Below are 24,326 nucleotides of genomic sequence, written 5' to 3'. Positions count from 1 at the left end.
TTTATCCCGCCTGCTTCGCCAGCTTCCCCAGGCCTTTCGACAATTGGAGCGCGCCGTTGAGTCGCGCGCCGGCGCTGCTCCATTCGCCGCTGACCGACAATCGGTTATCGGGGCGGATACGCGCGCGGCCCTTCAGCCGTTCGACATAGGCGATCAGGCCCGGCACGTTCGCGAACTGGTCGCCGTGGAAGGCGACCAGCGCGCCCTTGGTGCCGACGTCGAGCTTGGCGATGCCCGCCGCCCTGGCGTTCGCCTTGATTTCCATCAGCTGGATCAGGTTCGCCGTCTCGGGCGGCAGCGGGCCGAAGCGGTCGATCATCTCGGCCGCGAACGCGTCGAGTTCCGCGCGGTCCCCGGCCTCGTTGAGGCGGCGGTAGAGCGCCATGCGCAGCGGCAGGTCGGGGACATAATCCTCCGGAATCAGGATTGGCGCGTCGATGGTGATGACCGGCGACAGCGCCTCGCGCGGCGGCGCGACGCCGGCGCCCTCCGCCTTGGCGACGAGAATCGCCTCCTCCAGCATCGACTGATAAAGTTCGAACCCGACCTCGCGGATGTGCCCCGACTGCTCGTCGCCGACCAGATTGCCCGCGCCGCGAATGTCGAGATCGTGGCTCGCGAGCTGGAAGCCCGCGCCCAGCGTGTCGAGGTCGCCGAGCAGCTTGAGGCGCTTTTCGGCGGTGTCGGTGATCGCGCCATGCTCGGGCGTCGTCAGATAGGCATAGGCGCGCGTCTTCGACCGCCCGACCCGCCCGCGAAGCTGATAGAGCTGCGCGAGGCCGAAGCGGTCGGCGCGGTGGACGACTAGCGTGTTGGCGCTCGGAATGTCGAGCCCGCTCTCGACGATGGTGGTCGAGACGAGCACGTCATATTTGCGGTCATAGAAGGCGCTCATCCGCTCCTCGACCTCTCCGGGCGCCATCTGGCCGTGCGCGACGACATATTTGACCTCGGGCACCCGCGTGCGCAGGAATTCCTCGATGTCGGGCAGGTCCTTGATGCGCGGGGTGACGAAGAAGCTCTGCCCGCCGCGGTCGTGCTCGCGCAGCAGCGCCTCGCGGATCACCACCGGGTCCCACGGCGCGACATAGGTCCGCACGGCGAGACGATCGACCGGCGGCGTCTGGATGACGCTCAGTTCGCGCAGCCCCGACATCGCCATCTGCAGCGTGCGCGGGATCGGCGTCGCGGTCAGCGTCAGCACATGGACGTCGGTCTTCAACTGCTTCAGCCGCTCCTTGTGGACGACGCCGAAGCGCTGTTCCTCGTCGACGACGACGAGGCCGAGGCGCTGGAACTCGACCGCCTTCGCAAAGACCGCATGGGTGCCGACCACGATGTCGATCTGCCCGCTCGCCAGCCCGTCGCGCGTCTTGGCGGCCTCGGCCGCCGGAACCAGCCGCGACAGACGGCCGATGTTGATCGGGAAGCCTTTGAAGCGCTCGACGAAATTGCTGTAGTGCTGCCGCGCGAGCAGGGTGGTCGGGCAGACGACCGCGACCTGCACCCCCGCCATCGCCGCGACGAAGGCGGCGCGCAGCGCCACTTCGGTCTTGCCGAAGCCGACGTCGCCGCACACCAGCCGGTCCATCGGCCGCCCCGATGCCATGTCGGCGAGCACGTCACCGATCGCGCGGTCCTGGTCGTCGGTTTCCTGATAGGGGAAGCGGTCTGCGAAGGCGGGGTAGGCGGCATCCTGCGCCAGCATTTCGCCCGACCGCAGCGCGCGCTGCGCCGCGGTCGCGAGCAGTTCGCCCGCGATCTCGCGGATGCGCTCCTTCATCCGCGCCTTGCGCCGCTGCCACGCTTCGCCGCCCAGCCTGTCGAGCGCGACCCCCTCGCTCTCGCCGCCGTAGCGCGACAGGACGTCGAGATTCTCGACCGGCACGTAAAGCTTGTCGCCTCCCGCATAGGTCAGCGCGACGCAGTCGTGCGGGCTGTTCCCGACCGGGATCGAGGTCAGCCCCTCGTAGCGGCCGATGCCATGATCGAGGTGGACGACGAGATCGCCGACGCTGAGCGTCGCCAGTTCGGCAAGGAAGGCGTCGGCGCTCTTGCGCCGCTTCTGCCGCCGGACCAGTCGCTCGCCGAGGATGTCCTGTTCGGTCAGCAGGCTGATCGCGTCGGTCGCGAAGCCGTGGTCGAGGGGCAGCACGATCAGGGCGACGGTGTCTGTCCCCGGATTATTCGTTCCCAACCCGTTCGCGTCGAGCGAAGTCGAGACGCCTCTCGGCGTGGCGCTATCCCGCGGGGTGTCTCGACTTCGCTCGACACGAACGGACGTTGAACCCAGCGCTTCCTGCCACGTATCGACCTGCGCCAGCCCGCTGACGCCATGCTCTTTGAGCAGCCCCGCCAGCCGATCCCGCGCGCCTGCCGAATAGCTGGCGATAATCGTCCGCCGCCCTCTGCGCCGTTCGTCGGACAGATGGTCGGCCACCTTGTCGTAGACATTGAGGTCGGCGGTGCGCTCGGGCGTGAAATCGCGCGCCGCGAAGCTTTCGAGGTCGAGAACCGTCGGTGCCTCGGGAATGGCGAACGGGGTGACGACATGGATAGGGCGCGCCGCCTCCGCCTCGGTCCACTCGGCCTCGGTCAAGTAGAGCGCTTCGGGGGCGAGCGGGCGATAGCTGCCCGCCTGCTCCTGCTCGGCGGCGACGCGGTTCGCGTGATAGTCGCGGATCGCGTCGAAGCGCGTCTCGGCTGTCGCATCGGTGCGGTGGCCGCGCAGCACCGGGGTCGCCGGGTCGATATGATCGAACAGCGTCGCCAGCCGTTCCTCGAACAGCGGCAGCCAATGATCCATTCCCGCCTGCCGCCGCCCCTCGCTCACCGCCTGATAGAGCGGGTCGCCGGTCGCCTGCGCCCCGAATATCTCGCGATAGCGGGTGCGGAAGCGCTTGATCGTTGCCTCGTCGAGCAGGGTTTCAGCGGCCGGGAGCAGTTGCAGCGCCTTGGCGGGGCCCAGGCTGCGCTGGTCGGCGGGGTCGAAGCGGCGGATGCTCTCGATCTCGTCGCCGAAGAAATCGACGCGCAATCCGGCATCCTCGCCCGCCGGGAACAGGTCGACGATGCCGCCGCGCACCGCGAACTCGCCCTGGTCGGTGACGGTATCGACGCGGTTGAAGCCGCTGGCGACCAGCAGTTCGGCGAGCGCGTCGCGGTCGATCCGCTGTCCGGCCGCGAGCGTCGTCGCGAGCTGGCGGATACGGAACGGGGTCAGCGTGCGCTGGGTGATCGCGGCGACGGTGGTCAGGATCAGCTCGCCGCGCCTGGGGGGCGCCTGTAGTGCCGACAGCGTCGCCAGCCGGTCGGCGCTGACGCGCATCGACGGCCCGGCGCGGTCATAAGGCAGGCAGTCCCACGCCGGAAAGCGGTGGACGACCAGGTCGGGCGCGAAGAAGGGCGCGGCGTCGGCGATCGCCTGCATCGCCGCATCGTCGGTCGCGACGTAAAGCAGCCTCTTGTCGCTCGCCCGCGCCAGATCGGCGAGCAGTAGCGGCAGGAATCCGTCGGCGGCGCGCGCCAGCGTCAGGGGCGCCGACGCCGACCCGATGGCGGCGAAGATGTCGGCGGCGGTCCGGGTCATGGCAGCGGGATATAATCCAGCCGGCGCATCGCCGCGATCCATGCGGGTCGGTCGAGGTGCGCGGGCGGATGGCCGGTGCCGAGCGCCCACGCCATGATATCGACGTCGTCCTCTTCGACGACAGCCTCGAACCACTCGACCTCCGCCTCGTCCCAGCCGGGCGAATAGCGGTCGAAGAAGCCGCCGATCATATAGTCGGCCTCGCGCGTGCCGCGGTGCCAGGCGCGGAATCTCAGGCGTTTCAGGCGGTCTTGCATGGCGGGCCTTTTAATCGCGCGAGCGATGAAGCGGAAACGGGCATCGTATCCGCTCACCGTTCGCCCTGAGCTTGTCGAAGGGCTGTTCTTTCTTTGCGCCGCCGGAAAATAAGGACGGTGCTTCGACAAGCTCAGCACAAACGGAAGAGGGGCCGGCTTTCCTTCGCTCGACACGAACGGAAAGACGAGGCTAGACACGCTCTAGCCATGCGACCCGAAATCCTCAACCCGCTCTTTGCCGCGCTGACCGACCTCAAGGGCGTCGGGCCGCAGCTCGCCAAACCGCTGGCGCGGCTCGGGCTGGAGCGCGTCGTCGATGTGCTGTTCCATCTGCCGACCGGCCTCATCTCGCGTATTCCGGTCGAACGGCTCGACCAGGCGCAGCCGGGGCAGACGATCATCGTCGATCTGACCGCGCAGGACTATCGTTCCGGCCGCTCTCCGCGCGCACCCTTCGGTGTCGAGGCCGTCGATGGCGCGGGCGATCATGTGCGGCTCGTCTATTTCGGACGCACCTCCGGCCTCGCGCGCAAGCTGTTCCCGCTGGGGGAAAAGCGCCGCGTGTCGGGCCGGCTCGACCTCTATGGCGACATGCGCCAGATCGTGCACCCCGATCATGTCGCCGAGCTGGGGGACGAAACCGCCATCGCGGAGCATGAGCCCGTCTATCCGCTCACCGAGGGGCTGACCAACGCGCGGCTGTCGCAGCTTGCCGAGGTGGCGCTCGACCGGAGGCCCGAACTCGCCGAATGGATCGACGCACCGCTGCTGGCCGGCCGGGGCTGGCCGGCCTGGCGTGAGGCGCTGGCGCGCGCGCATGCCGGCCCGCGCGACGAGGCGGCGCGCGACCGGCTGGCCTATGACGAGATTTTCGCGAGCCAGGTCGCGCTGATGCTGATCCGGCAGGGGCTGCGCAACCGCAAGGGCCGGTCGATCGCCGGCGACGGGCGGCTGACCGGGGCGCTGAAGCTGCCCTTCGGCCTCACCGGCGCGCAGGAGCGCGTCGGGCGCGAGATCGCGGGCGACATGGCACAGGACGTGCCGATGCTGCGGATGCTGCAGGGCGACGTCGGGTCGGGCAAGACGCTGGTGGCACTGCGCGCGATGCTGACGGCGGTCGAGGCGGGGACGCAGGCGGCGTTGCTCGCGCCGACCGAGATATTGGCACGCCAGCATCATGCGACCTTGCAGCAGATGCTCGCGAGCCTGCCGGTCAACCTCGCGATCCTGACCGGGCGCGACAAGGGCAAGGTGCGCGAATCGACGCTGATGGGCCTCGCCGACGGCAGCATCGATATCCTCGTCGGCACCCACGCGATCTTCCAGCAGGCGGTCGGCTACCGCGACCTGGCGCTGGTCGTCGTCGACGAACAGCATCGCTTCGGTGTTGCGCAGCGGCTGATGCTGACCGACAAGGGCGCGCGGCCGCCGCACCTGCTGGTGATGACCGCGACGCCGATCCCGCGCACGCTGCTGCTCGCCAATCATGGCGAGATGGAGGTGTCGCGGCTCGACGAGATGCCCCCGGGGCGCACGCCGGTCGACACGCGCGTCGTGTCGGTCGACCGGCTCGATGAGGTGGTTGACGGGCTCGGGCGCCATCTGGCGAGCGGCGCGCAGGCCTATTGGGTCTGCCCGTTGGTTGCGGAGAGCGAGGCGAGCGAACTCGCGGCGGCAGAGGATCGCGCGGCGTTGCTGCGCGAACGCTTCGGCGCCGACGCGGTCGGGCTCGTCCACGGACGGATGAAGGGGCCCGACAAGGATGCGGTGATGGCGCGCTTCGAAGCGGGCGAGATCGGCGTCCTCGTCGCGACGACGGTGATCGAGGTCGGCGTCAACGTCCCAGCGGCGAGCCTGATGATCGTCGAGCACGCCGATCGCTTCGGCCTCGCGCAGCTCCACCAGCTTCGTGGGCGTGTCGGGCGCGGGACCGCGAAATCGGTGTGCCTTCTGCTGCGCTCCCAGAATCTGTCGGAGACGGCGCGCGAGCGCCTCGCACTGATGCGCGAGACGAACGACGGCTTCGTGATCGCCGAGCGCGATCTGGAACTGCGCGGCGGCGGCGAACTGCTCGGGCTCAAGCAGTCGGGCGACGCCGACTATCGCCTTGCGACACCCGAGCAACTGGTGCGCCTGCTTCCCGTCGCGCACGACGACGCGCGCCTGTTCGTCGAACGCGACGGCGGCATGGACGGCCCGCGCGGCGAGGCGGTGCGCCTGTGCCTCTATCTGTTCGAGCGCGACGCGGCGGTGCCGCTCCTGCGCAGCGGCTGACCGACTCCCCGCCCATTGGCTGGAGCGGAAATACTTTGTATCCTAACCATCTGATGAGCGAAGATGGAGGAACTGCAGTGCAACTGTCGTCGGGCGAAGTGACCTTCACCGAAACGAAGCGCGTCGTTTTCGGGCGACCGGCGGGAGAAGCGCTCCGCGAGCAGGCGGAGGCGATGGGCGCGCGGCGGGTGCTGCTGATCGTCTCGACCTCGCTTCGCAAACAGACCGACGCCGTGGCGCGGATCGAGAGCGCGCTCGGCGACCGGCACGCGGCGACCTTCGACGGCATCGCGCCGCACGCGCCGCGCTCGGATGTGCTGCGCGCGGTCGAAGCGGCGCGCGCAGCACGGGCCGACCTGATCGTGTCGGTCGGCGGCGGATCGGTGACCGACGCGACCAAGATCGTCGCGCTGGCGCTCAGGCATGGGGTGCGCCGTGTCGAGGATTTCGAGCCGTTGCGCACGCGCGTCGACGACCAGGGCCGCGCGGTGAATCCGCTCACCGAAGGGCCCGACGTTCGCGTCATCTGCGTGCCGACGACGCTGTCGGGCGGCGAATTCAACCCGCGTTCGGGCGCCACCGACGAAGCGACGCGGCACAAGCAGGGCTATGGCCATCCGGCGATGGTCCCGATCGCGATCGTCCTCGACCCGGCGCTGACCGTCCACACGCCCGAATGGGTCTGGCTTTCGACCGGGGTGCGTGCGGTCGACCATTGTATCGAGACGCTCGCCTCGTTCCGGTCGAACGATTATGCCGACGGGCTCGCCGACAGCGCGCTGCGGCTGCTCGTCGAGGGGCTGCGGCGGGCCAAGGCCGACGCGCGCGATCTCGAAGGGCGGCTGAAGTGCCAGATCGGCGCGTGGCAGGCGATGATGCCGGTGCTCGCCGGTGTCCCGATGGGGGCGAGCCATGCGATCGGTCATGTCCTCGGCGGGACCTGCGGGGTGCCGCACGGCTATACCTCGTGCATCCTGTCGCCTGTCGTGTTGGCCTGGAACGCCCAGGATGACGCGAGCAGGCAGCGCCGCATCCTGCAATGCCTGGGCGGCGGCCATGCCACGGCTTCGGCGGCGCTCGACGCCTTCGTCCGCGGGCTCGGCATGCCGCGCACGCTGGCGGAGGTGGGCGTCGGCGAGGACCAGTTCGGCGCCGTCGCCCGCTATGCGATGCATGACCTTTGGCTGCGGTCGAACCCGCGGCCGATCGAATCGCAGGACGATGTGCTGGAGATATTGCGGATGGCGGCGTAACGTCGCGCGTGTCGACCTTAGTTGACGTCGCCGCGGGCACCCATGGCGCGCAGCATCGGCAGATAATCCTCCGCCACGATCGACTTTTCGAACTGGACGCCGGTCTTGCCGCCCAGCGACCAGATGACCTTGGCGGCGGTGCGACCGATGATCGGCATGCGGAACACGACGAGGTCGCCGGGCTCGAGCCTGCGCTCATAGCGCATCAGCAGGCCGTCGGCGCTGATGTTGACGCAGGTGCACATTTCCTGCCGCCCGTCGGGCAGCACGAAGGGCAGGCGGCAATAGACGTCGCTGCGCGGCGCGATCCGCTGGTCGAGCCCGACATAATGGGCCTTGTTCGTGTCGATCTTGCGCATACCAAAAAGCCTTGCTGGTCTGACCGAATAGAATCGGTCCGATTGCTGAAGAAACGGTAAACGCTGTTGCTTCGTTCCCGGCAACCCCGTTCAGCGGGTCACCAGCCCGTGCTTCTTGCTGCCGAGGCTCACCGGAACCTCCGCATCGCCCGGCACGATCAGGTGATGGGGGTCGCGGATCACCGCGCCGTCGACCTTCACAGCGCCTTCCTCCAGCTTGCGGCGCGCTTCCTTGTTCGATGCGGTAAAGCCCAGATCGCGCAGCGCATTGAGGATGCCGATTCCCTCCGCCGGGGCCGCGACGCGCGGCAGATCGCCGCCGATATGCCCTTTTTCAAAGGTCTGCGCGGCGGTCTCGGCCGCGGTCCTTGCCGCGTCGGCGCCGCGGCACAGCGCGGTCGCCTCGTTCGCCAATATCTTCTTCGCCTCGTTGATGTCGGCGCCTTCGAGTGCTTCGAGTCGCGCGATCTCGTCCAGCGGCAGGTCGGTGAACAGGCGCAGGAAGCGGCCGACGTCGCGGTCGTCGCAGTTGCGCCAATATTGCCAATAGTCGAAATGGGACAATTGCGCGGGATTGAGCCACACCGCGCCGGCGGCAGTCTTGCCCATCTTCGCGCCCGCCGCGGTGGTCAGCAGCGGCGTCGTCAGCCCGAACAATTCAGTGCCGTCCATACGGCGGCCCAGTTCCATGCCGTTGACGATGTTGCCCCACTGGTCGGACCCGCCCATCTGGAGCCGCACGCCCATCTCGCGCGACAGATAGCGGAAATCATAGCCCTGCAGGATCATGTAGTTGAATTCGAGGAAGGTCATCGGCTGTTCGCGTTCGAGCCGCAGCTTCACCGAATCGAAGGTCAGCATGCGGTTGATCGTGAAATGGGTGCCGACCTCTTGCAGCAACTCGATATAACCGAGCTTGCCGAGCCAGTCGGCGTTGTTGACCATCACCGCGTCGGTCGGACCGTCGCCAAAGGTCAGATATTGCTGGAAGATGCTGAAGATCGAGGCGATATTCGCCTCGATCGTCGCGTCGGACAGCATCTTGCGGCTCTCGTCGCGCCCGGTCGGGTCGCCGATCCGCGTCGTTCCGCCGCCCATCAGCACGATCGGCTTGTGCCCCGTCTGTTGCAGACGGCGCAGCATCATGATCTGGACGAGGCTGCCGACATGGAGCGAGGGCGCGGTCGCGTCGAAACCGATATAGGCCGGGACGACCTGCTTCGCCGCGAGGGCGTCGAGCCCTTCCGCGTCGGTCATCTGGTGGATATAGCCTCGCTCGTCGAGCAGGCGCAGCAGGTCGGATTTGTAGGTGGTCATGGCGCGGGCGCGCTTAGCATGGGGTTTGCGGTTTGGATAGCATCCGGAAGGACCTGATCTGTCATCCCGACACGCCGGCGCGCGCCGCGCGCGCCGTGTGGGTGGAGGTGTCGCTGTCTTTCGACGAAGGCTTCGCGCTGCGCTTCGGGATCGAAGGCGATGTCGACGCGCTGGCGCTGCCGCAGGGCGACGCACAACTCGTCATCGCCGATACCGCGACCGACGGCCTTTGGCAGAGCAGCTGTTTCGAGGCCTTTCTGAGCGAGGAAGGGCAGCCCGACTATACCGAGTTCAACTATGCCCCCGACGGTCGCTGGGCCTGCTATCAGTTCGACGACTATCGCTCGCTGTTCAAATCCGACGACCTGGCCCCCTGGGACATGACGAGCGAGCGGGGGCATGCGCTCTATGCGCTGCGCGTCGAACCCGGCATCTATCCCGAGCGCGGCAGCCGGCTGGGCCTGTCCGCCGTCGTCGAGGAACTGGACGGCACCCGAAGCTATTGGGCGCTCGCGCATCCGCCGGGGAAACCCGACTTCCATCATCCCGATTGCTTTCGCCTGACGCTTGGGGCACCCGAACGGCCATGACCATCCAGTTCGGCATCGACCGCCTGCTCGCCGACCCCGCGCTGCGCAGGCCGCTCGAAGGGCGGCGCGTCGCGCTGCTCGCCCATCCTGCGTCGGTGACGGCCGACCTCGTCCACAGCCTCGACGCGCTGGTCGCGGCGGGGGTGACCATCAGCGCTGTCTTCGGGCCGCAGCACGGCGTGCGCGGCGACCTGCAGGACAATATGATGGAGTCGCCCGACTTCACCGATCCGGTCCATGGCGTGCCCTGCTTCAGTCTCTATGGCGAGGTGCGGCGGCCGACCGGCCAGTCGATGCAGACCTTCGACGTGCTGCTGGTCGACCTGCAGGACCTCGGCTGCCGGATCTACACCTTCATCACGACGCTGCTCTATGTGCTGGAGGCCGCGGCCGCGCACGGCAAGGCCGTCTGGGTGCTCGACCGGCCGAACCCGGCGGGCCGCCCGGTCGAGGGGACGCTGCTGCGCAGCGGCTGGGAAAGCTTCGTCGGCGCCGGCCCGATGGCGATGCGGCACGGGCTGACGATGGGCGAGATGGGGCATTGGTTCATCCGCCATTTCGGGCTCGACGTCGATTATCGCGTGATCGGGATGGAGGGCTGGGAACCCGATAGCCCAAGCTTCGGCTGGCCCGCGGAGCGCGTCTGGATCAACCCCAGCCCCAATGCGCCCAACGTCAATATGGCGCGCGCCTATGCCGGCACGGTGATGGTCGAGGGCGCGACGCTGAGCGAGGGGCGCGGGACGACGCGGCCGCTCGAACTGTTCGGTGCCCCCGACATCGACGCGCGGGCGCTGATCGCCGAGATGCGGCGGATTGCGCCGCAATGGCTGGGGGGCTGCAAGCTGCGCGATATCTGGTTCCAGCCGACCTTTCACAAGCATGTCGGCGCCCTGTGCGGCGGGGTGCATATCCATGCCGACGGGCCGTGGTACGACCCCGCCGCCTTTCGCCCGTGGCGCGTGCAGGCGCTGGCGTTCAAGGCGATCCGTTCGCTGTGGCCGGACTATCCGATCTGGCGCGGCAAGGATTTCCGATATGAATATACCGACGACGTGCTGGCGATCGACGTGATCAACGGGTCGCCGTTGCTGCGCGAATGGGTCGATGATGCAGGCGCGGCGCCGGGCGACCTCGACGCGCTGGCGCTGCCCGACGAGGCAGCGTGGCGCGAGGCGATCGCGGGCCTGCTTCTTTACTGAAAGGCGAGGGGAATGACGATGCAGCGACGGCAATTTCTGGGCACCGCGGCGCTCGGCGGACTGGCGGCGGCCTTGCCCGCTCCTGTCATCGCCGCCGACGCGGCAGGCCTTCCCGACCTGGCGGCGAGGGCGGTGCCGATCGGCGCTGAAGAGCGCAAGGCGCGGATCGCCAAGGCGGCCGGATTGCTGCGGGCGCACGACATGGATGCGCTGCTGATCGAGCCGGGATCGAGCCTCATCTATTTCACCGGCGTCGAATGGTGGCGCAGCGAGCGGCTGACCGCCGCCGTGCTGACGCGCGAAGGCGAGGTGGCGATCGTCACCCCCTTCTTCGAGGAGCCGTCGGTGCGCGAGAGCCTGGGTGTCGCGGCCGAGGTGCTGACGTGGAACGAGGACGAGAATCCGCTCGCCGCGGTGGCGAACTGGCTCGGCAAGCGCGGTCTGGCGAAGGGGCGGGTCGGCGTCGAGGAAACGGTGCGCTTCTTCGCGGTCGACGGGCTTCAGAAAGCGATGCCGGACGTTACGGTGGTCAACGGCGCGCCCGTCGTGCGGGGTTGCCGCATGATCAAGTCGGCGGCCGAAATCGCGCTGATGCGACTCGCGTCCGACATCACCATTGCCGCCTATCGCCACACCGCGCCGCGTATCGAGGCGGGGATGACGCCCGCCGACATCGATGCGATCATGGGCGCGGCGACGAAAGCGCTGGGCGGACGCGGCGAGTTCAATTTGATCCTGCTCGGCGAGGCGAGCGCCTATCCGCACGGCAGCGGCAAGCCGCAGGCGGTGCGGCCGGGCGAGGTGGTGCTGATGGACTGTGGCGCGACCGTTCACGGCTATCAGTCCGACATTTCGCGCAGCTTCGTTTTCGGCAAGGCGAGCCCGCGCCAGCGGCAGGTGTGGGACCAGATGCGCAAGGGGCAGGACGTCGCTTTTGCCGCCGCGCGGATCGGCGCGCCGGCGGGCGCGGTCGACGATGCGGTGCGCGCCTATTACGAAAGCCTGGGCTATGGTCCCGGCTACAAGCTGCCCGGCACCTCGCACCGCACCGGGCACGGCATCGGCCTCGACGGTCACGAGCCGGTCAATCTGGTGCGCGGCGAGACGACACCGCTCGCCGCCGGCATGTGCTTCTCGAACGAGCCGGGTATCTACATCCCCGGTGAGTTCGGTATCCGGCTGGAGGATTGCTTCCACATGACCGATGGCGGACCGGAGTGGTTCAGCGAACCGCCGCCTTCGATCGATAGGCCGTTCGGCTGAACAAGCTCAGGGCGAACGGGTCAGGATGATGGCATCGGGCTTACTCGGCCGCTGCACCAGACTCACCAGCACGAAGCTGATGATCATCAGCAGGTACCAGCTCCCCAACTTTTCGACCCCGACCATGTGCCAGCCGTCCTTCTGGCTGGGATAGGTCCAGGCGCGCGCGAAGGTGCCGATATTCTCCGCGAACCAGATGAAGAGCGCGACGAGACCCCAGCCGACGAGCAGCGGCATGCGGCGATGGACGTGCAGCGGGCGGAACCACACCTGACAGCGCCCGAAGAGCAGCCCGGTCGCCGCGAACAGCAGCCAGCGGATGTCGGGCAGCCAATGGTGCGCGAAGAAATTGACGTAGATCGCCGCGGCGAGCGCCCATGTCGCCCCTGCGGGCGGATAGCGCGTGTAGCGGAAATCGAAGATGCGCCAGACGCGCGCGATATAGCTGCCGACCGCCGCATACATGAAGCCCGAGAAGAGCGGCACCGCGCCGATATGGAGCAGGCTCGCTTCGGGATATTGCCACGAACCGGCGGCGGTCTTGAACAATTCCATTACCGTGCCGACGATGTGGAAGAGCAGGATGACCACGGCCTCGCGCGGCGTTTCGAGCCGGAAGGCGAGCATCGAGAGCTGGATCAGCACCGCGCCGACGGTGATTGCGTCATAGCGGTGGACCGGCGCGCCTTCGGGCCAGAACAGATGCGTGCCGAGCAGCAGCGCCAGCATCAGGCCGCCGAACAGGCAGGCCCAGCCCTGCTTGAAACCGAAGACGAGGAATTCGAGGAACCAGCCGCGCGGCCCCGGCACGACCGCCATCGCCTCGAGGCGGAGGCGGACCCGGTGGAAACGGCTGTGCGCGCGGCGCGGTTCAGACATGGACGGCGACGAGCGCGATCAGCAGCGCGGCGGGCAGCAGCAGCGCCTGCGCCAGCACCGTTCCCGCCAGCCGGCTGAGCGAGATGAGCGCGATGGCGCGGCGGAAGTCGGCCTCTCCGACGCTGCCCTCGACGGCGTCGTCGGTCATCACCGAAAGCTGCGGGTCGATGAAGGCGAAAAGCAGGATCGTCGCGAAACCGTTGATCAGCGCCGAAAGCTGCGAGGCCGTGACGCGAAATTCGGGGGCGAGATAGCCGGCATAGAGCGAGGCGACGACGCCGACGGCGAGCAGCGATTGCGCGAGGCAATTGGCGACCAGTACGCCCCAGCCGATCCCCTGCGGCATGTGCCAGCCCTTGAGATGCACAAGGCCCGGAAGGCGAAACGACCGGCGGAGCGTGCGCAGCCCGGCGGGGCTGGCGGCCTTGAGCGCGAGCTTCGTCGTCGAGCGGTTGTCCTGATACCAGCCGATCGCCGCGGCGAACAGGCGCTGGCCGGTGGGGACGAGCAGGATGCCGGCCAGCGTCGCGATGCTTGCCGCGGCGAGGACCAACTGCATGTCGAGGAAGAGCGAGGCGCCGGTGCCGTCGTGGATGCGCGTCTCGATCCGCTTGGCGAGGAAGGGGCCGAGAAAGCTGTTCGAGGTTCGCGAAAAGAGCAGGAGGATGTTGAACAGCGCGAAGGACATGGCGATCCGTCCCGTCCGCACCCCCGCGATCCGTGCCGCATAGGCGAGCGCGCCGATCAGGTTGATGAAGCCGGTGAGCAGGAGGATGACGACGAGGGGGAGGTCGAGCATGGAGGCGTCCGGGACAAGGACTCAGGGAATCCGTTCGCATCGAGCGAAGTCGAGATGCCCATCGGCGGCGCTCGCCTGCGGGGTGTCTCGACTTCGCTCGACACGAACGGGACTAGGGGATCGGCCCGGCCGCGTCACGGCGAAACCGCTCGGGTGCTTCGTCAATGCTTGCGTGTCAACTCGCGCATCGCGTCGTCGAGGCCTGCCAGCGTCAGCGGATACATGCGGTCGTTCATCAGCTGCTTGATCATCTTGATCGACTGGGTGTAGCCCCAGTGCGCCTCGGGCACCGGGTTCAGCCACACCGCGGCGGGATAGACGTTCGTCATCCGTTGCAGCCACACAGCGCCCGCTTCCTCGTTGAAATGTTCGACGCTGCCGCCCGGATGGCTGATTTCATAGGCGCTCATCGACGCGTCGCCGACGAACACCAGCTTGTAGTCGTGGCCGTATTTGTGGAGGATGTCCCACATTTGGGTGCGTTCGGACCAGCGGCGCTTGTTGTCCTTCCACACGCCCTCATAGGGGCAGTTGTGGAAATAGAAGAATTCGAGATTCTTGAATTCGCTCGTCGCCGCGCTGAACAATTCCTCGCACAGCTTGATGAACGGGTCCATCGACCCGCCGATGTCGAGGAACAGCAGCAGCTTGACCGCGTTGCGCCGTTCCGGCCGCATCTTGATGTCGAGCCAGCCCTGCCGCGCGGTGCCGTCGATCGTGCCCGGAATGTCGAGCTCGTCCGCCGCGCCCTCTCGCGCGAATTTGCGCAGGCGGCGAAGCGCGATCTTGATGTTGCGGGTGCCGAGTTCCTTGGTGTTGTCGAGATTCTGGAACTCGCGCTTTTCCCAGACCTTCAGCGCGCGCTTGTGCTTGCTCTCGCCGCCGATCCGCACACCTTCCGGGTTGTAGCCCGAATTGCCATAGGGTGATGTGCCGCCGGTGCCGATCCACTTGTTGCCGCCCTGGTGGCGCTTCTGCTGTTCCTCGAGCCGCTTCTTCAGCGTCTCCATGATCTCGTCCCACGAGCCGAGCGACTTGATCGCCTCCATCTCCTCGGGCGTCAGATATTTCTCGGCGACCGCTTTCAGCCAGTCCTCGGGAACGTCGACGGGGGTCTGGCCGTAGTCGGTGAGCAGGCCCTTGAAGACCTTGTTGAACACCTGGTCGAAGCGGTCGAGCAGCCCCTCGTCCTTCACGTAGATGGCGCGCGAGAGATAATAGAATTGCTCGGGGGTGCGGTCGATCACCTCGCGGTCGAGCGCCTCCAGCAGCAACAGATGCTCTTTCAGGCTGGCGGGAATGCCCGCGGCGCGAAGCTCGTCGAGAAAGCCGAAAAACATGGGGCAGGATTATCCTGTCGGGGCGGCGGGCGCAATCACTTTACGTTTACGGAAAGCAAGGGCGGGAGGGAAAGGAAAGCGGTGGAAAACCGCGCGACTTCACGCGCGATGCGCGGCGGTGCGTCGGAGGGCCGGTCGCTTGAAGCCACAAAAGCCCCGCATGTCGGGTGCGAAATCGAGGCTTTTGTGGCTTCAAGGAGGCCGCGGATGCCCGAACCCGATGTTCGCGGTCGGTTCCGCTTCCGATCCATTGACGCCGCGTTAACCAATGTCCGGCATGGTTGCGCGATCATTCAGGGACGTGAGTGCGTAATGACATTCGATCCGATCAATCCGGCCCGGCCGATCCTCGACCAGTCGGTCGCGAGCGATTGCGGCGAGCTGGCCGTCGGATGCAGCGAGGCGGCCGGGCGCATCAAGCGCACCACCGACCAGATGGATCGCCAGATCGCCGAACTGGGCCGGCTCGAACAATATGTCGTCAGCCTCGAGGCCGACCAGCGCCAGATCGCCGATTCGACCGACGAGGCGAAGCTGCTGTCGGCGCGGGCGTGCGAACAACTCGACGCCGGGGCCGAACGGGTCAATTCGGCGGTGACCGAGTTTCGCGCCGTGATCGACCTCGTCGCGCGGCTCGGCACGCATGTCACCAATTTCGCGGCGGTGATGGAGCAGGTCCAGCAGGTCAGCCAGTCGATCGAATCGATCGCCAAGACCACCAACATGCTCGCGCTCAACGCGGCGATCGAGGCCGAGCGCGCGGGCGATGCCGGGCGCACCTTCGCGGTCGTCGCCGCCGAGGTGAAGAAGCTGGCGCAGAACACGCGCGGCGCCACCGACGAGATCCGCCGCTCGATCGGCAGCCTCGCGGCCGAGGCGGGCGGGCTCGTCGCCGAAATCCAGTCGGGGGTCGAACAGTCGAGCCGCGCCGAGGCGCAGTTCGAGACGATCACCGACGCGCTGCACGACGCGACGCATCTCGTCGCGCTGCTCGACGATCAGAGCGACCGCATCGCACAGTCGAGCGCGATGGTGCATGCCAACGGCGCCAAGGTGCGCGAGGCGCTCGACGGCGTCGTCGCGTCGGTGCGCGAGAATGGCGCGACGCTGGGCGCGACGCGCGATTCGATCCTGACGATGGAGCAGGTGTCGAACCGCATGTTCAACGCGGTGATCTCGGCCGGCGTGTCCCCCCGCGATTCGGCGGTGGTCGAGCTGGCGGCGCGGGTGCGCGACGAATTCGTCGCCATCGCCGAACGCGGGCTAGCGGCCGGGACGCTGACGATGGAGCAGCTTTTCGACACCGACTATGTGCGGGTGCCGCATTCCAATCCCGAACGCTTTCGCACGACGCTGAGCGACTGGGCCGACGCCAACTGGCGGCCGCTGTTCGACCGCATCGTCGCCGAGCATCCTGAGGTGAAGATGTCGTCGGCGGGCGACATGAACGGATTTCTGCCGACGCACATCAGCGCCTGTTCGCGCGCGCCGACCGGCGACCTCGAACATGACACCGCGCACTGCCGCAACGGGCGCATCCTGCTCGACGCGATCGACGCCGCGGCGAAGCGCAGCGACGCGCCCTTCTTCATGGCGGTCTATCGGCAGGAGGGCGACGGCACCAATTATGTGACCGTGCGCAACGTCTATATGCCGGTGGTGATCGGCGGGCGCCGCTGGGGCGACGTCGAGGTCGCGTATCAGCTGTAGATTTCGTCAACCCGGCGAAAGCCGTGGTCCCCACAGGCGCGGCTCCGGAGAGCGAGCGATCCCGGCTTTCGCCGGGATGACGTTCAACTGCCCTGGCGGCGGGCCATGAAGGCGAGCTTTTCGAACAGCATCACGTCCTGCTCGTTCTTGAGCAGCGCACCGTGCAGCGGCGGGATCGCCTTGCCGACGTCGCGGTTCTGAAGCACCTCCAGCGGCATTTCCTCGGCCAGCAGCAGCTTGAGCCAGTCGATGAGCTCGCTGGTCGACGGCTTTTTCTTGAGCCCCGGCACGTCGCGCACGTCGTAGAAGATGTCCATCGCGCGGCTGACCAGCGTCTTCTGGATGCCGGGAAAGTGGACCTCGACGATCTCCGCCATCGTGTCGCGGTCGGGAAATTTGATGTAGTGGAAGAAGCAGCGGCGCAGGAAGGCGTCGGGCAGTTCCTTCTCGTTGTTCGAGGTGATGACGACGATCGGGCGTTCCCGGGCGGTGATCGTCTCGTCGGTCTCGTAGACGTGGAACGCCATGCGATCGAGTTCCTGAAGCAGGTCGTTCGGGAATTCGATGTCGGCCTTGTCGATCTCGTCGATCAGCAGCACGGGCAGTTTGGGGCTGGTGAAGGCCTCCCACAATTTGCCCTTGCGGATATAGTTGCGGATGTCGTGGACGCGCTCCTCGCCGAGCTGGCCGTCGCGCAGGCGCGCGACCGCGTCATATTCGTAGAGGCCCTGCTGCGCCTTCGTCGTCGACTTGACGTTCCAGGTGATGAGCGGGGCGTCGAAGGCCTTGGCGATCTCTTCCGCGAGCACGGTCTTGCCGGTGCCCGGCTCGCCCTTCACGAGCAGCGGACGGCGCAGCATTGTCGCGGCGTTGACCGCGATCTTCAGATCCTGGGTCGCGATATAGGCGCTGGTACCTTCGAAACGCATCGGCTCGCTGCCTTTCCCTTAACGTGAACGTCAACTCGCGTTGGGCATAGCGGGGGCGGGGGAGGGGTGCAAGCAGGCACGTCGCCGCCCGGCCATGCGGTGATGTCGTGCGCGGCTGCCAGCGTCCCCAGCCTTTGCAGTGGCGCCGTCATGGGGATGGCTTTGGGTCCTGACCCTAGCGCGGTCCACGCCCGCTCTGGATTGCCGCGCGGCTTCGCCGCTCGCAATGACGAGTCCGGATATCCCGTTTCAGGAATGCGTGCGCGCGGCAGCGCGGGCGGCGAGCAGGTCCCACAGGCCGCTGTGCTGCGCGAGCAGCTGCTGGGCGCCGAAGGTGAGCGCGCGCTCTATTGCCGGGGTCTGGGCGATCGCGCCCGCGAGGCGCGCGGTGCCCGGCAGGTCGGGCAGCGCGCAGCCTGGCGGCGACAGGTCGAGCCGCTGCGCGCTGATGTCGAGCAGGACGCGGATCGTGCGCCAGTCGAGCGCCAGCGCGATCGCGGCGCCGACCGCGCAGCCGTGGCGGTCCGATTCGGCGAGCATATCGAGCGCCTTGCACTGGGCCGCGACCGCGGCCTCGCACTGGTCCTGCCCCGGCGTGCTCGGCACCGGGCCGGCGGCGGCGGCGACCTGCGACAGGAAGGCGCGCTCGTCGGCGAAGGCCTGCGCGGCCTCCTCCATCCAGGCGCGCGATGCCGGATCGACCGCCTTGCGCGCCGCGCTGTCGACCACCCCGGGGTGGCGCCCGTGCAGCAGGCACAGGAAATGGACCGCATCGGCCAGGTTGCGCATCGCGTCGCCGCCCTGGCTGAGGCGGCCGGACCGGACATGCGGATGCGCGCCCGTTCCCTCGCTCGCGACCAGCGAATCGAGCAGTTCGGCGATACCGCGCGTCGGCAGCTTTTGCTGGGGCGACTGGCTCAACGTCTCATCCTCTCTGGGGCGCGATGGTCGGGTCGCGCCGTTGGATATGCGAAGGCCAGTCCTAGAGCATCGTCGTAAACGTCGCGTTTATGAGGCGCCGGCAAAGTGCCGCGCGCCTGTCCCCGCACGGGACAGAAGCAAGGGGACCGGCAGGCAAGGGAACTGCCGGTCCCCAGGGACCGCGGCGCCAGTGGAACGCCGCGGGATCGGGGAAGCGGGGCGGGGCCAGAGAGGGGCGGCCCCGCCCCGCAAGCCCTCAAGCCGCGAGGGCCATCTCTTCGGTCTGCGGCGTGCGCGTTTCCGTTTCCGCCTCTGTCGCCGCGGGCGCGGTCCTGGCGGGGAAGATCAGGCGCGAGGCGAGCACGATGCCCCCCAGCGCGAAATAGGCGGCGAAGGTCTGCACCGGGAAGAAGAAGAGCGGCGCGATGAAGGCGAGCCGCAGGTACAGCGGGTTGAAGCCGAAATCCTGGCCCACGGCCTCGCAGATGCCGAAGAAGGTATCGCGGCGGCGGAAGAGATTGGTGGTTTCCTGTTCCATCTTGTTCGTCTTTCGTCCTGGCGGTGGGCCGTTCCCCACCCATGTCCGTTCCAAAGCAACGGGCGTGCCAATTCGGGCTTTCTCTCCGTTTTCGGGCGTTTTCGGGCTGATATGCGCCATCCGGTGCCTTTTTCGATGCATCGATTCCCAACGAATGGGAAGGATCACCATTTGATGGGTGCCTAATGAATGGCGAATGAAGCCCGATCCATCCGGCGGGTCGCTATCTGGGGCGCGAAGATGAAAATTTGAAGACCGTGGCGGCAAAATATTTGTGCGGTGCAGCATAGCGGTGGGGCAAAACTTTATGCCGCGTTGGGATTCGGGTTTTCCGGACGCTACTGCCCGCTCCGGATTGCCGCGCGGCTTCTCCGCTGCAAATACTCGGGCCTGTTCCCCGGCGAAAGCCGGGGTCCAGATGGCGTAATATTGCCTCGCGTGGACCCCGGCTTTCGCCGGGGAACGGTTCCTTGCCGGAAAATGATGATTCCCGAACATATTCAAGATGGTCATTGGCGGTAACCGCCCTGGGTTGCTTCGCTCCGCTCGCAACGACGCGAGTGGGGGCATCCGAATTCGGGTCCGGATCGAGCAGCCGAGTGCTCCCGCGCAGGCGGGGGCCCAGAGCGGATAGCAACAAGGTGGCGTCGGGCCGCTCTGGGTCCCCGCCTGCGCGGGGACACGAGATGATGTGTCACCCCCTGAAGAGGAGAGGGCTTGGGCGGTTCAGCCCGGGCCCCGCCGCCGGAACGCGCGCGCTTACTGGTCGAGGAAACTGCGCATCTTGCGGCTGCGCGACGGGTGCTTGAGCTTGCGCAGCGCCTTCGCCTCGATCTGGCGGATGCGTTCGCGGGTGACGCTGAACTGCTGGCCGACCTCCTCCAGCGTGTGGTCGGTGTTCATGCCGATGCCGAAGCGCATACGCAGAACCCGCTCCTCACGCGGGGTCAGCGACGCCAGAACGCGCGTCACCGTTTCCTTGAGGTTCGACTGCACCGCGGCGTCGACCGGGATCACGGCGTTCTTGTCCTCGATGAAATCGCCGAGGTGCGAATCCTCCTCGTCGCCGATCGGCGTTTCGAGGCTGATCGGCTCCTTGGCGATCTTCATCACCTTGCGGACCTTTTCGAGCGGCATCGACAGCCGTTCGGCCATTTCCTCCGGCGTCGGCTCGCGGCCGCTTTCGTGCAGGAACTGGCGGCTGCACCGCACCAGCTTGTTGATCGTCTCGATCATGTGGACCGGGATGCGGATCGTGCGCGCCTGATCGGCGATGCTGCGGGTGATCGCCTGGCGGATCCACCAGGTCGCATAGGTGCTGAACTTGTAGCCGCGGCGATATTCGAACTTGTCGACCGCCTTCATCAGCCCGATGTTGCCTTCCTGGATCAGGTCGAGGAACTGCAACCCGCGGTTGGTGTATTTCTTGGCGATCGAGATGACGAGGCGCAGGTTCGCCTCGACCATTTCCTTCTTGGCGATGCGCGCCTCGCGCTCGCCTTTCTGGACCATGTTCACGACGCGGCGGAATTCGACGAGGCTCATCCCCGCCGCCTGCGCGATCTCCGAAATCTCGGTGCGGATACGATCGACCGCGACCGCCTCATTCTCGGCGAAGGCGGCCCATTTCTTGTCGAGCTTGCCGACCTCGTCGAGCCAATTCTCCTCGAGCTCGCGCCCGACATAATGGTCGAGGAACGACTTGCGCGCCACCTTGTGGCGCTCGGCCAGGCGCAGCATCTGGCCGCCGAGCGCGGTCAGGCGCCGGTTGTAGCTGTAGAGCTGGTCGACCAGATATTCGATCTTGGTGCCGTGGAACTGCACGCTTTCGACCTGCGCGGTCAGTTCCTCGCGCAGCTTGTGATACTTCTTCTCCGACGCCGCGGGGAAGTCGCCGGCCGCCGACAGTGCGTCGAGCCGCGCTTCCTGAAGCTTCTGAAACGCCTTGAAGCTCTTGGTGATCGCGGCGAACTTTTCGAGTGCGTCGGGCTTGAGCAATTCCTCCATCGCGGCGAGACTCAGCGTATTGTCCTCGTCGTCGTCGTCGTAATTCTCGCGCTTCTTGGCCGCGCCGCCCTCTTCGTCGTCGCCGTCGGCCTCGGGCTCCTCCTCGACCTCGTCCTCGTCCTTGAACGAGACGCCGGCGTTCTTCTCGCTGATCTCGCCGTCGACCTCTTCCTCGTCCTCGAGATTCTCGGGCGCCGGGTCCTTGGTCAGCATCGCTTCGAGGTCGACGATCTCGCGAAGCTGCATGTCGCCGTTGTTGAGCGCGTTCGACCATTCGATGATCGCGTTGAAGGTCAGCGGGCTTTCGCACAGGCCGAGGATCATCGTGTCGCGGCCCGCCTCGATGCGCTTGGCGATCGCGATCTCACCCTCGCGGCTCAGCAGTTCGACAGCGCCCATCTCGCGCAGATACATGCGCACGGGGTCGTCGGTGCGGTCGACCGTTTCCTTCTTCTTCTCGACCGCGGGCGCGGACACCGAACCCGAATTGGCGGCGACGTCGATGTCGTCGTCGGCCTCCTGCTCGGCTTCCTCCTGCACGTCCTCGTCGCTTTCGACGATGTTGATGCCCATGTCGGAAATCGCCGACATGATGTCCTCGATCTGCTCGGACGACATCTGGTCCTGCGGCAGCGCCTCGTTGAGCTCGTCGTAGGTCAGGTAACCGCGCTTCTTGCCGCGCGCGATCAGCTTCTTGACGTCGGCCTCGTTGAGGTCGATCAGCGGAGCGTCGGTTTCGGCGGTATTCTTCGTTGCCATGCGTTGTTCCTGCCTTGGGGCATCAAATGGTCAGAGCTGGCTGCTGTCGGACAGCGCGGCCAGCCTGCGGGTCAGTTCCTCGTCCATCGCGCGCAGTTTCTGCTGCCGCGCCAGGCCTTCGTCGTCCATCGTCCGCTGGAAATCCGCGGTCGCCTCGGCCAGCCGGGCACGGATTTCGGGCTGCGTCACCAGCACGCCGATATATTCGTCAAGGTCGCGCAGCGCGGTTTCCCGCGCCTTAGCAACCCCTTCATCGCCTTCCAGCCGTCGATTGAACGAGAAGTGCATTCGGTCGGCTCTGAGCAATGCCATCGCCCTATTATACACTTTCATCGGCTCCAATATGGCAAGCAACCCCTCGGTATCAAGCCCTTCTTCGCGCATCGCGATGTCAAGCATCAGGCCGAGCAGTTCGGCGTCGGCGGAATCGGGCACCGGGAGTCGCGCCAGCGCCTCCTCGTGGCGGCGCAACACCTCGGGATAGCGCAGCAATCCGCCGATCAGCGCCGCCGCGAGCGGGGTGGCGATTCCCGCCTGTCCGATCGACCGCGTCTCGTCGGCGGGCGGCTGCAGCCGCGGGTCGGGCTGAAAGCGCCGCCCGCCGCCGCGCTGCCCCTGCGGCGCCCACGGGACGCGCGGGCCGCGTTCGGGCCGCGCGCGCGCGAACAGCGTGTCGAGCCGCTCGCGAAAGGCCTCGCGATAATGGTGGCGCACGTCGGGATCCTGGATCGCGTCGGCGTGGGCCAGCAGCCGCGCCTTGAGCGCCGCCCGCTCCTCCGGCGTGTTCAGCGCCGCCGCCGCAACCTCGTGCATCCACAGCCGTTCGACGAGCGGCTGGGCGTCGTCGAGCACGCTGGCGAAGCCTTCGGCGCCCTTCGCACGGACGAGGTCGTCGGGGTCCTGCCCGGCGGGCAGGGTCGCGAAGGCAAGGCTGAAGCCGGGACGGAGCAGCGGCAGCGCGCGTGTCGCGGCGCGCATCGCCGCCTTCTGCCCCGCCGCGTCGCCGTCGAAGCAGAGCAGCGGCACAGGCACCATCCGCCACAGCAGGCCGAGCTGGCTTTCGGTGAGCGCGGTGCCGAGCGGCGCGACCGCGTCGGCGATCCCCGCCTCTGCGAGCGCGATCACGTCCATATAGCCCTCGACGACGATGATGCGGTCGGTGCGGCGCGATGCCGGGCTCGCCTTGTCGAGGTTGAACAGGGTGCGCCCCTTGTCGAACAGCGGCGTGTCGGGCGAGTTCAGATATTTGGGCTCACCGTCGCCCAGGATGCGCCCGCCGAACGCGATCACCCGCCCGCGCGCGTCGCGGATCGGAATCATCAGGCGGCCGCGGAAACGGTCGTATGGCTCTTTCTCTTCGACCGAGATCAGCATCCCCGATTCGACGAGCATCGCGGTGGGAAATTTCTTCAGCGCCTCCTTTAGCGCGCTGCGGCTGTCGGGGGCGAGGCCGAAACCGAAGGCGTCGCGGGTCGCGTCCGAAATGCCGCGCTTCGCCAGATAGTCGCGCGCCGGGGCGCCGTTGCCGCTGCCGAGCTGCTGCGCGAACCAGTCGGCGGCGGCCTGCACGACGTCGCGCAGGCTGGCCTGCGCCTCGGCCTTCTTCGCGGCGCGCGGGTCGGGGGCGGGGACCTCCATGCCCGCTTCGGCGGCGAGTTCCTTGACCGCGTCCATGAACGACAGGCCGCGCTGGTCGGTCATCCAGCGGATCGCGTCGCCGTGCGCGCCGCAGCCGAAGCAGTGATAGAAGCCCTTTTCGTCGTTGATCGTGAAGCTGGGCGTCTTTTCGTTATGGAAGGGGCAGCAGGCCTTGTACTCGCGCCCCGCGCGCGTGATCTTCACCGTCCGTCCGATCAGCGTGGACAGCGTGACGCGCGAGCGCAGTTCGTCGAGCCATTGCGGGGTGAGGGCCACTAATCTCCCCTCCCGCTTGCGGGAGGGGTCGGGGGAGGGCATGTTGCAAGCAGGTGTTCGATCTCGCTCACGACCCCCTCGATCCGTTCCAACACATCATTGTTCCAGAACCGGATCACCCGATAACCCCGCGCTTCCAGATAGGCCGTGCGTGCTTCGTCCTTCGCTACATCAACCGCGTGTTGCCCGCCATCGACTTCGATGACTAGCCTGGTGCCGCGCGACACGAAATCGCAGATGAAGGGCCCGATCGGGAGCTGGCGATTGAAGCGGACGCCTGCGACCTTTCGCGCGCTGATTTGCGCCCAAAGCTTTCGTTCGGCGTCGGTGGCGTTCAGCCGTAGTTCGCGGGAGCGTGCGGTCGGTCGTTTGTAGCCCTTGTCCAACAGGCCCTCCCCCGACCCCTCCCGCAAGCGGGAGGGGAGA

Annotated in this window: 19 protein-coding genes; 6 read left to right on the top strand and 13 right to left on the bottom strand. The window is 67.1% G+C overall.

What is annotated here, in order from left to right; genetic code table 11:
- Window position 1 precedes the first annotated feature (1 nt).
- Both mfd and SGR02S_RS02480 read right to left on the bottom strand, forming a co-directional pair.
- A complete protein-coding gene (mfd, locus tag SGR02S_RS02485) occupies window positions 2–3,589 on the bottom strand; it encodes a transcription-repair coupling factor (protein WP_067105430.1) in 3,588 nt (1,195 codons plus the stop codon).
- Entirely contained in the window at window positions 3,586–3,846 is a 261-nt protein-coding gene (locus SGR02S_RS02480; protein ID WP_067105429.1) for a succinate dehydrogenase assembly factor 2, read from the bottom strand. The genes mfd and SGR02S_RS02480 overlap by 4 nt, the downstream gene beginning before the upstream one ends.
- A 207-nt stretch (window positions 3,847–4,053) precedes the next feature.
- Between SGR02S_RS02480 and recG the strand changes: the two genes are divergently transcribed.
- A complete protein-coding gene (gene recG, locus SGR02S_RS02475; RefSeq protein WP_067105428.1) occupies window positions 4,054–6,120 on the top strand; it encodes an ATP-dependent DNA helicase RecG in 2,067 nt (688 codons plus the stop codon).
- 53 nt (window positions 6,121–6,173) lie between these two features.
- Window positions 6,174–7,373, top strand: coding sequence for an iron-containing alcohol dehydrogenase (locus tag SGR02S_RS02470; protein ID WP_067105427.1), 1,200 nt, complete (start codon window positions 6,174–6,176; stop codon window positions 7,371–7,373).
- A 17-nt stretch (window positions 7,374–7,390) separates the two neighbouring features.
- Here SGR02S_RS02470 and SGR02S_RS02465 read toward each other — a convergent pair whose 3' ends face one another.
- Together SGR02S_RS02465 and tyrS are read right to left on the bottom strand one after the other, a co-directional pair.
- The gene (locus tag SGR02S_RS02465; protein WP_067105426.1) at window positions 7,391–7,732 is read right to left on the bottom strand and encodes a PilZ domain-containing protein; all 342 of its coding nucleotides are present in this window, start codon (window positions 7,730–7,732) and stop codon (window positions 7,391–7,393) included.
- A gap of 90 nt (window positions 7,733–7,822) precedes the next feature.
- Window positions 7,823–9,049, bottom strand: coding sequence for a tyrosine--tRNA ligase (gene tyrS, locus SGR02S_RS02460; protein ID WP_067105425.1), 1,227 nt, complete (start codon window positions 9,047–9,049; stop codon window positions 7,823–7,825).
- A gap of 32 nt (window positions 9,050–9,081) precedes the next feature.
- Between tyrS and SGR02S_RS02455 the strand changes: the two genes are divergently transcribed.
- From SGR02S_RS02455 to SGR02S_RS02445, 3 genes are read left to right on the top strand one after another with little or no spacing between them, the layout of a single operon-like run.
- Window positions 9,082–9,639 (top strand): DOMON-like domain-containing protein, encoded by a 558-nt coding sequence (locus SGR02S_RS02455; RefSeq protein WP_067105424.1) that lies wholly within the window; start codon window positions 9,082–9,084, stop codon window positions 9,637–9,639.
- Between the two features lie 2 nt (window positions 9,640–9,641).
- A complete protein-coding gene (locus SGR02S_RS02450) occupies window positions 9,642–10,841 on the top strand; it encodes an exo-beta-N-acetylmuramidase NamZ family protein (protein WP_067105466.1) in 1,200 nt (399 codons plus the stop codon).
- 12 nt (window positions 10,842–10,853) lie between these two features.
- Entirely contained in the window at window positions 10,854–12,104 is a 1,251-nt protein-coding gene (locus SGR02S_RS02445; protein ID WP_067105423.1) for a M24 family metallopeptidase, read from the top strand.
- Between the two features lie 6 nt (window positions 12,105–12,110).
- On the opposite strand, the gene SGR02S_RS02440 is transcribed toward SGR02S_RS02445, so the two are convergent.
- The 3 genes from SGR02S_RS02440 to SGR02S_RS02430 all read right to left on the bottom strand — a co-directional run bounded on the left by SGR02S_RS02440 (window position 12,111) and on the right by SGR02S_RS02430 (window position 15,122).
- Window positions 12,111–12,983: a DUF817 domain-containing protein gene (locus SGR02S_RS02440; RefSeq protein WP_067105422.1), complete on the bottom strand. Its 873-nt coding sequence runs from the start codon at window positions 12,981–12,983 to the stop codon at window positions 12,111–12,113.
- Window positions 12,976–13,782, bottom strand: coding sequence for a lipid II flippase Amj family protein (locus SGR02S_RS02435; protein ID WP_067105421.1), 807 nt, complete (start codon window positions 13,780–13,782; stop codon window positions 12,976–12,978). The genes SGR02S_RS02440 and SGR02S_RS02435 overlap by 8 nt, the downstream gene beginning before the upstream one ends.
- Window positions 13,783–13,943: 161 nt before the next feature.
- Window positions 13,944–15,122 carry a vWA domain-containing protein gene (locus SGR02S_RS02430; protein ID WP_067105420.1) on the bottom strand — a complete coding sequence of 393 codons (1,179 nt, stop codon included), beginning with the start codon at window positions 15,120–15,122 and terminating at the stop codon, window positions 13,944–13,946.
- 312 nt (window positions 15,123–15,434) lie between these two features.
- Here SGR02S_RS02430 and SGR02S_RS02425 point away from each other — a divergent pair, with 312 nt between their 5' ends.
- The gene (locus SGR02S_RS02425; RefSeq protein ID WP_067105419.1) at window positions 15,435–16,832 is read left to right on the top strand and encodes a methyl-accepting chemotaxis protein; all 1,398 of its coding nucleotides are present in this window, start codon (window positions 15,435–15,437) and stop codon (window positions 16,830–16,832) included.
- Window positions 16,833–16,915: 83 nt separating this feature from the next.
- On the opposite strand, the gene SGR02S_RS02420 is transcribed toward SGR02S_RS02425, so the two are convergent.
- The 6 genes from SGR02S_RS02420 to SGR02S_RS02395 all read right to left on the bottom strand — a co-directional run bounded on the left by SGR02S_RS02420 (window position 16,916) and on the right by SGR02S_RS02395 (window position 24,286).
- Window positions 16,916–17,761 (bottom strand): AAA family ATPase, encoded by an 846-nt coding sequence (locus SGR02S_RS02420; RefSeq protein WP_067105418.1) that lies wholly within the window; start codon window positions 17,759–17,761, stop codon window positions 16,916–16,918.
- 249 nt (window positions 17,762–18,010) lie between these two features.
- A complete protein-coding gene (locus SGR02S_RS02415) occupies window positions 18,011–18,682 on the bottom strand; it encodes a DUF6975 family protein (RefSeq protein WP_082796907.1) in 672 nt (223 codons plus the stop codon).
- Window positions 18,683–18,938: 256 nt separating this feature from the next.
- Window positions 18,939–19,733 (bottom strand): PspC domain-containing protein, encoded by a 795-nt coding sequence (locus SGR02S_RS20520; RefSeq protein ID WP_255211372.1) that lies wholly within the window; start codon window positions 19,731–19,733, stop codon window positions 18,939–18,941.
- 246 nt (window positions 19,734–19,979) lie between these two features.
- The gene (rpoD, locus tag SGR02S_RS02405; RefSeq protein WP_067105416.1) at window positions 19,980–21,986 is read right to left on the bottom strand and encodes an RNA polymerase sigma factor RpoD; all 2,007 of its coding nucleotides are present in this window, start codon (window positions 21,984–21,986) and stop codon (window positions 19,980–19,982) included.
- Window positions 21,987–22,016: 30 nt separating this feature from the next.
- A complete protein-coding gene (dnaG, locus tag SGR02S_RS02400; protein ID WP_067105415.1) occupies window positions 22,017–23,900 on the bottom strand; it encodes a DNA primase in 1,884 nt (627 codons plus the stop codon).
- Entirely contained in the window at window positions 23,900–24,286 is a 387-nt protein-coding gene (locus SGR02S_RS02395) for an endonuclease domain-containing protein (RefSeq protein ID WP_067105414.1), read from the bottom strand. The genes dnaG and SGR02S_RS02395 overlap by 1 nt, the downstream gene beginning before the upstream one ends.
- Window positions 24,287–24,326 lie beyond the last annotated feature (40 nt).

This window comes from Sphingopyxis granuli NBRC 100800 (assembly GCF_001591045.1).
Lineage (GTDB): Bacteria > Pseudomonadota > Alphaproteobacteria > Sphingomonadales > Sphingomonadaceae > Sphingopyxis > Sphingopyxis granuli.
The sequence above is the reverse complement of the archived record's forward strand: the minus strand, read 5'-3'. Positions and strand labels throughout refer to the sequence as shown.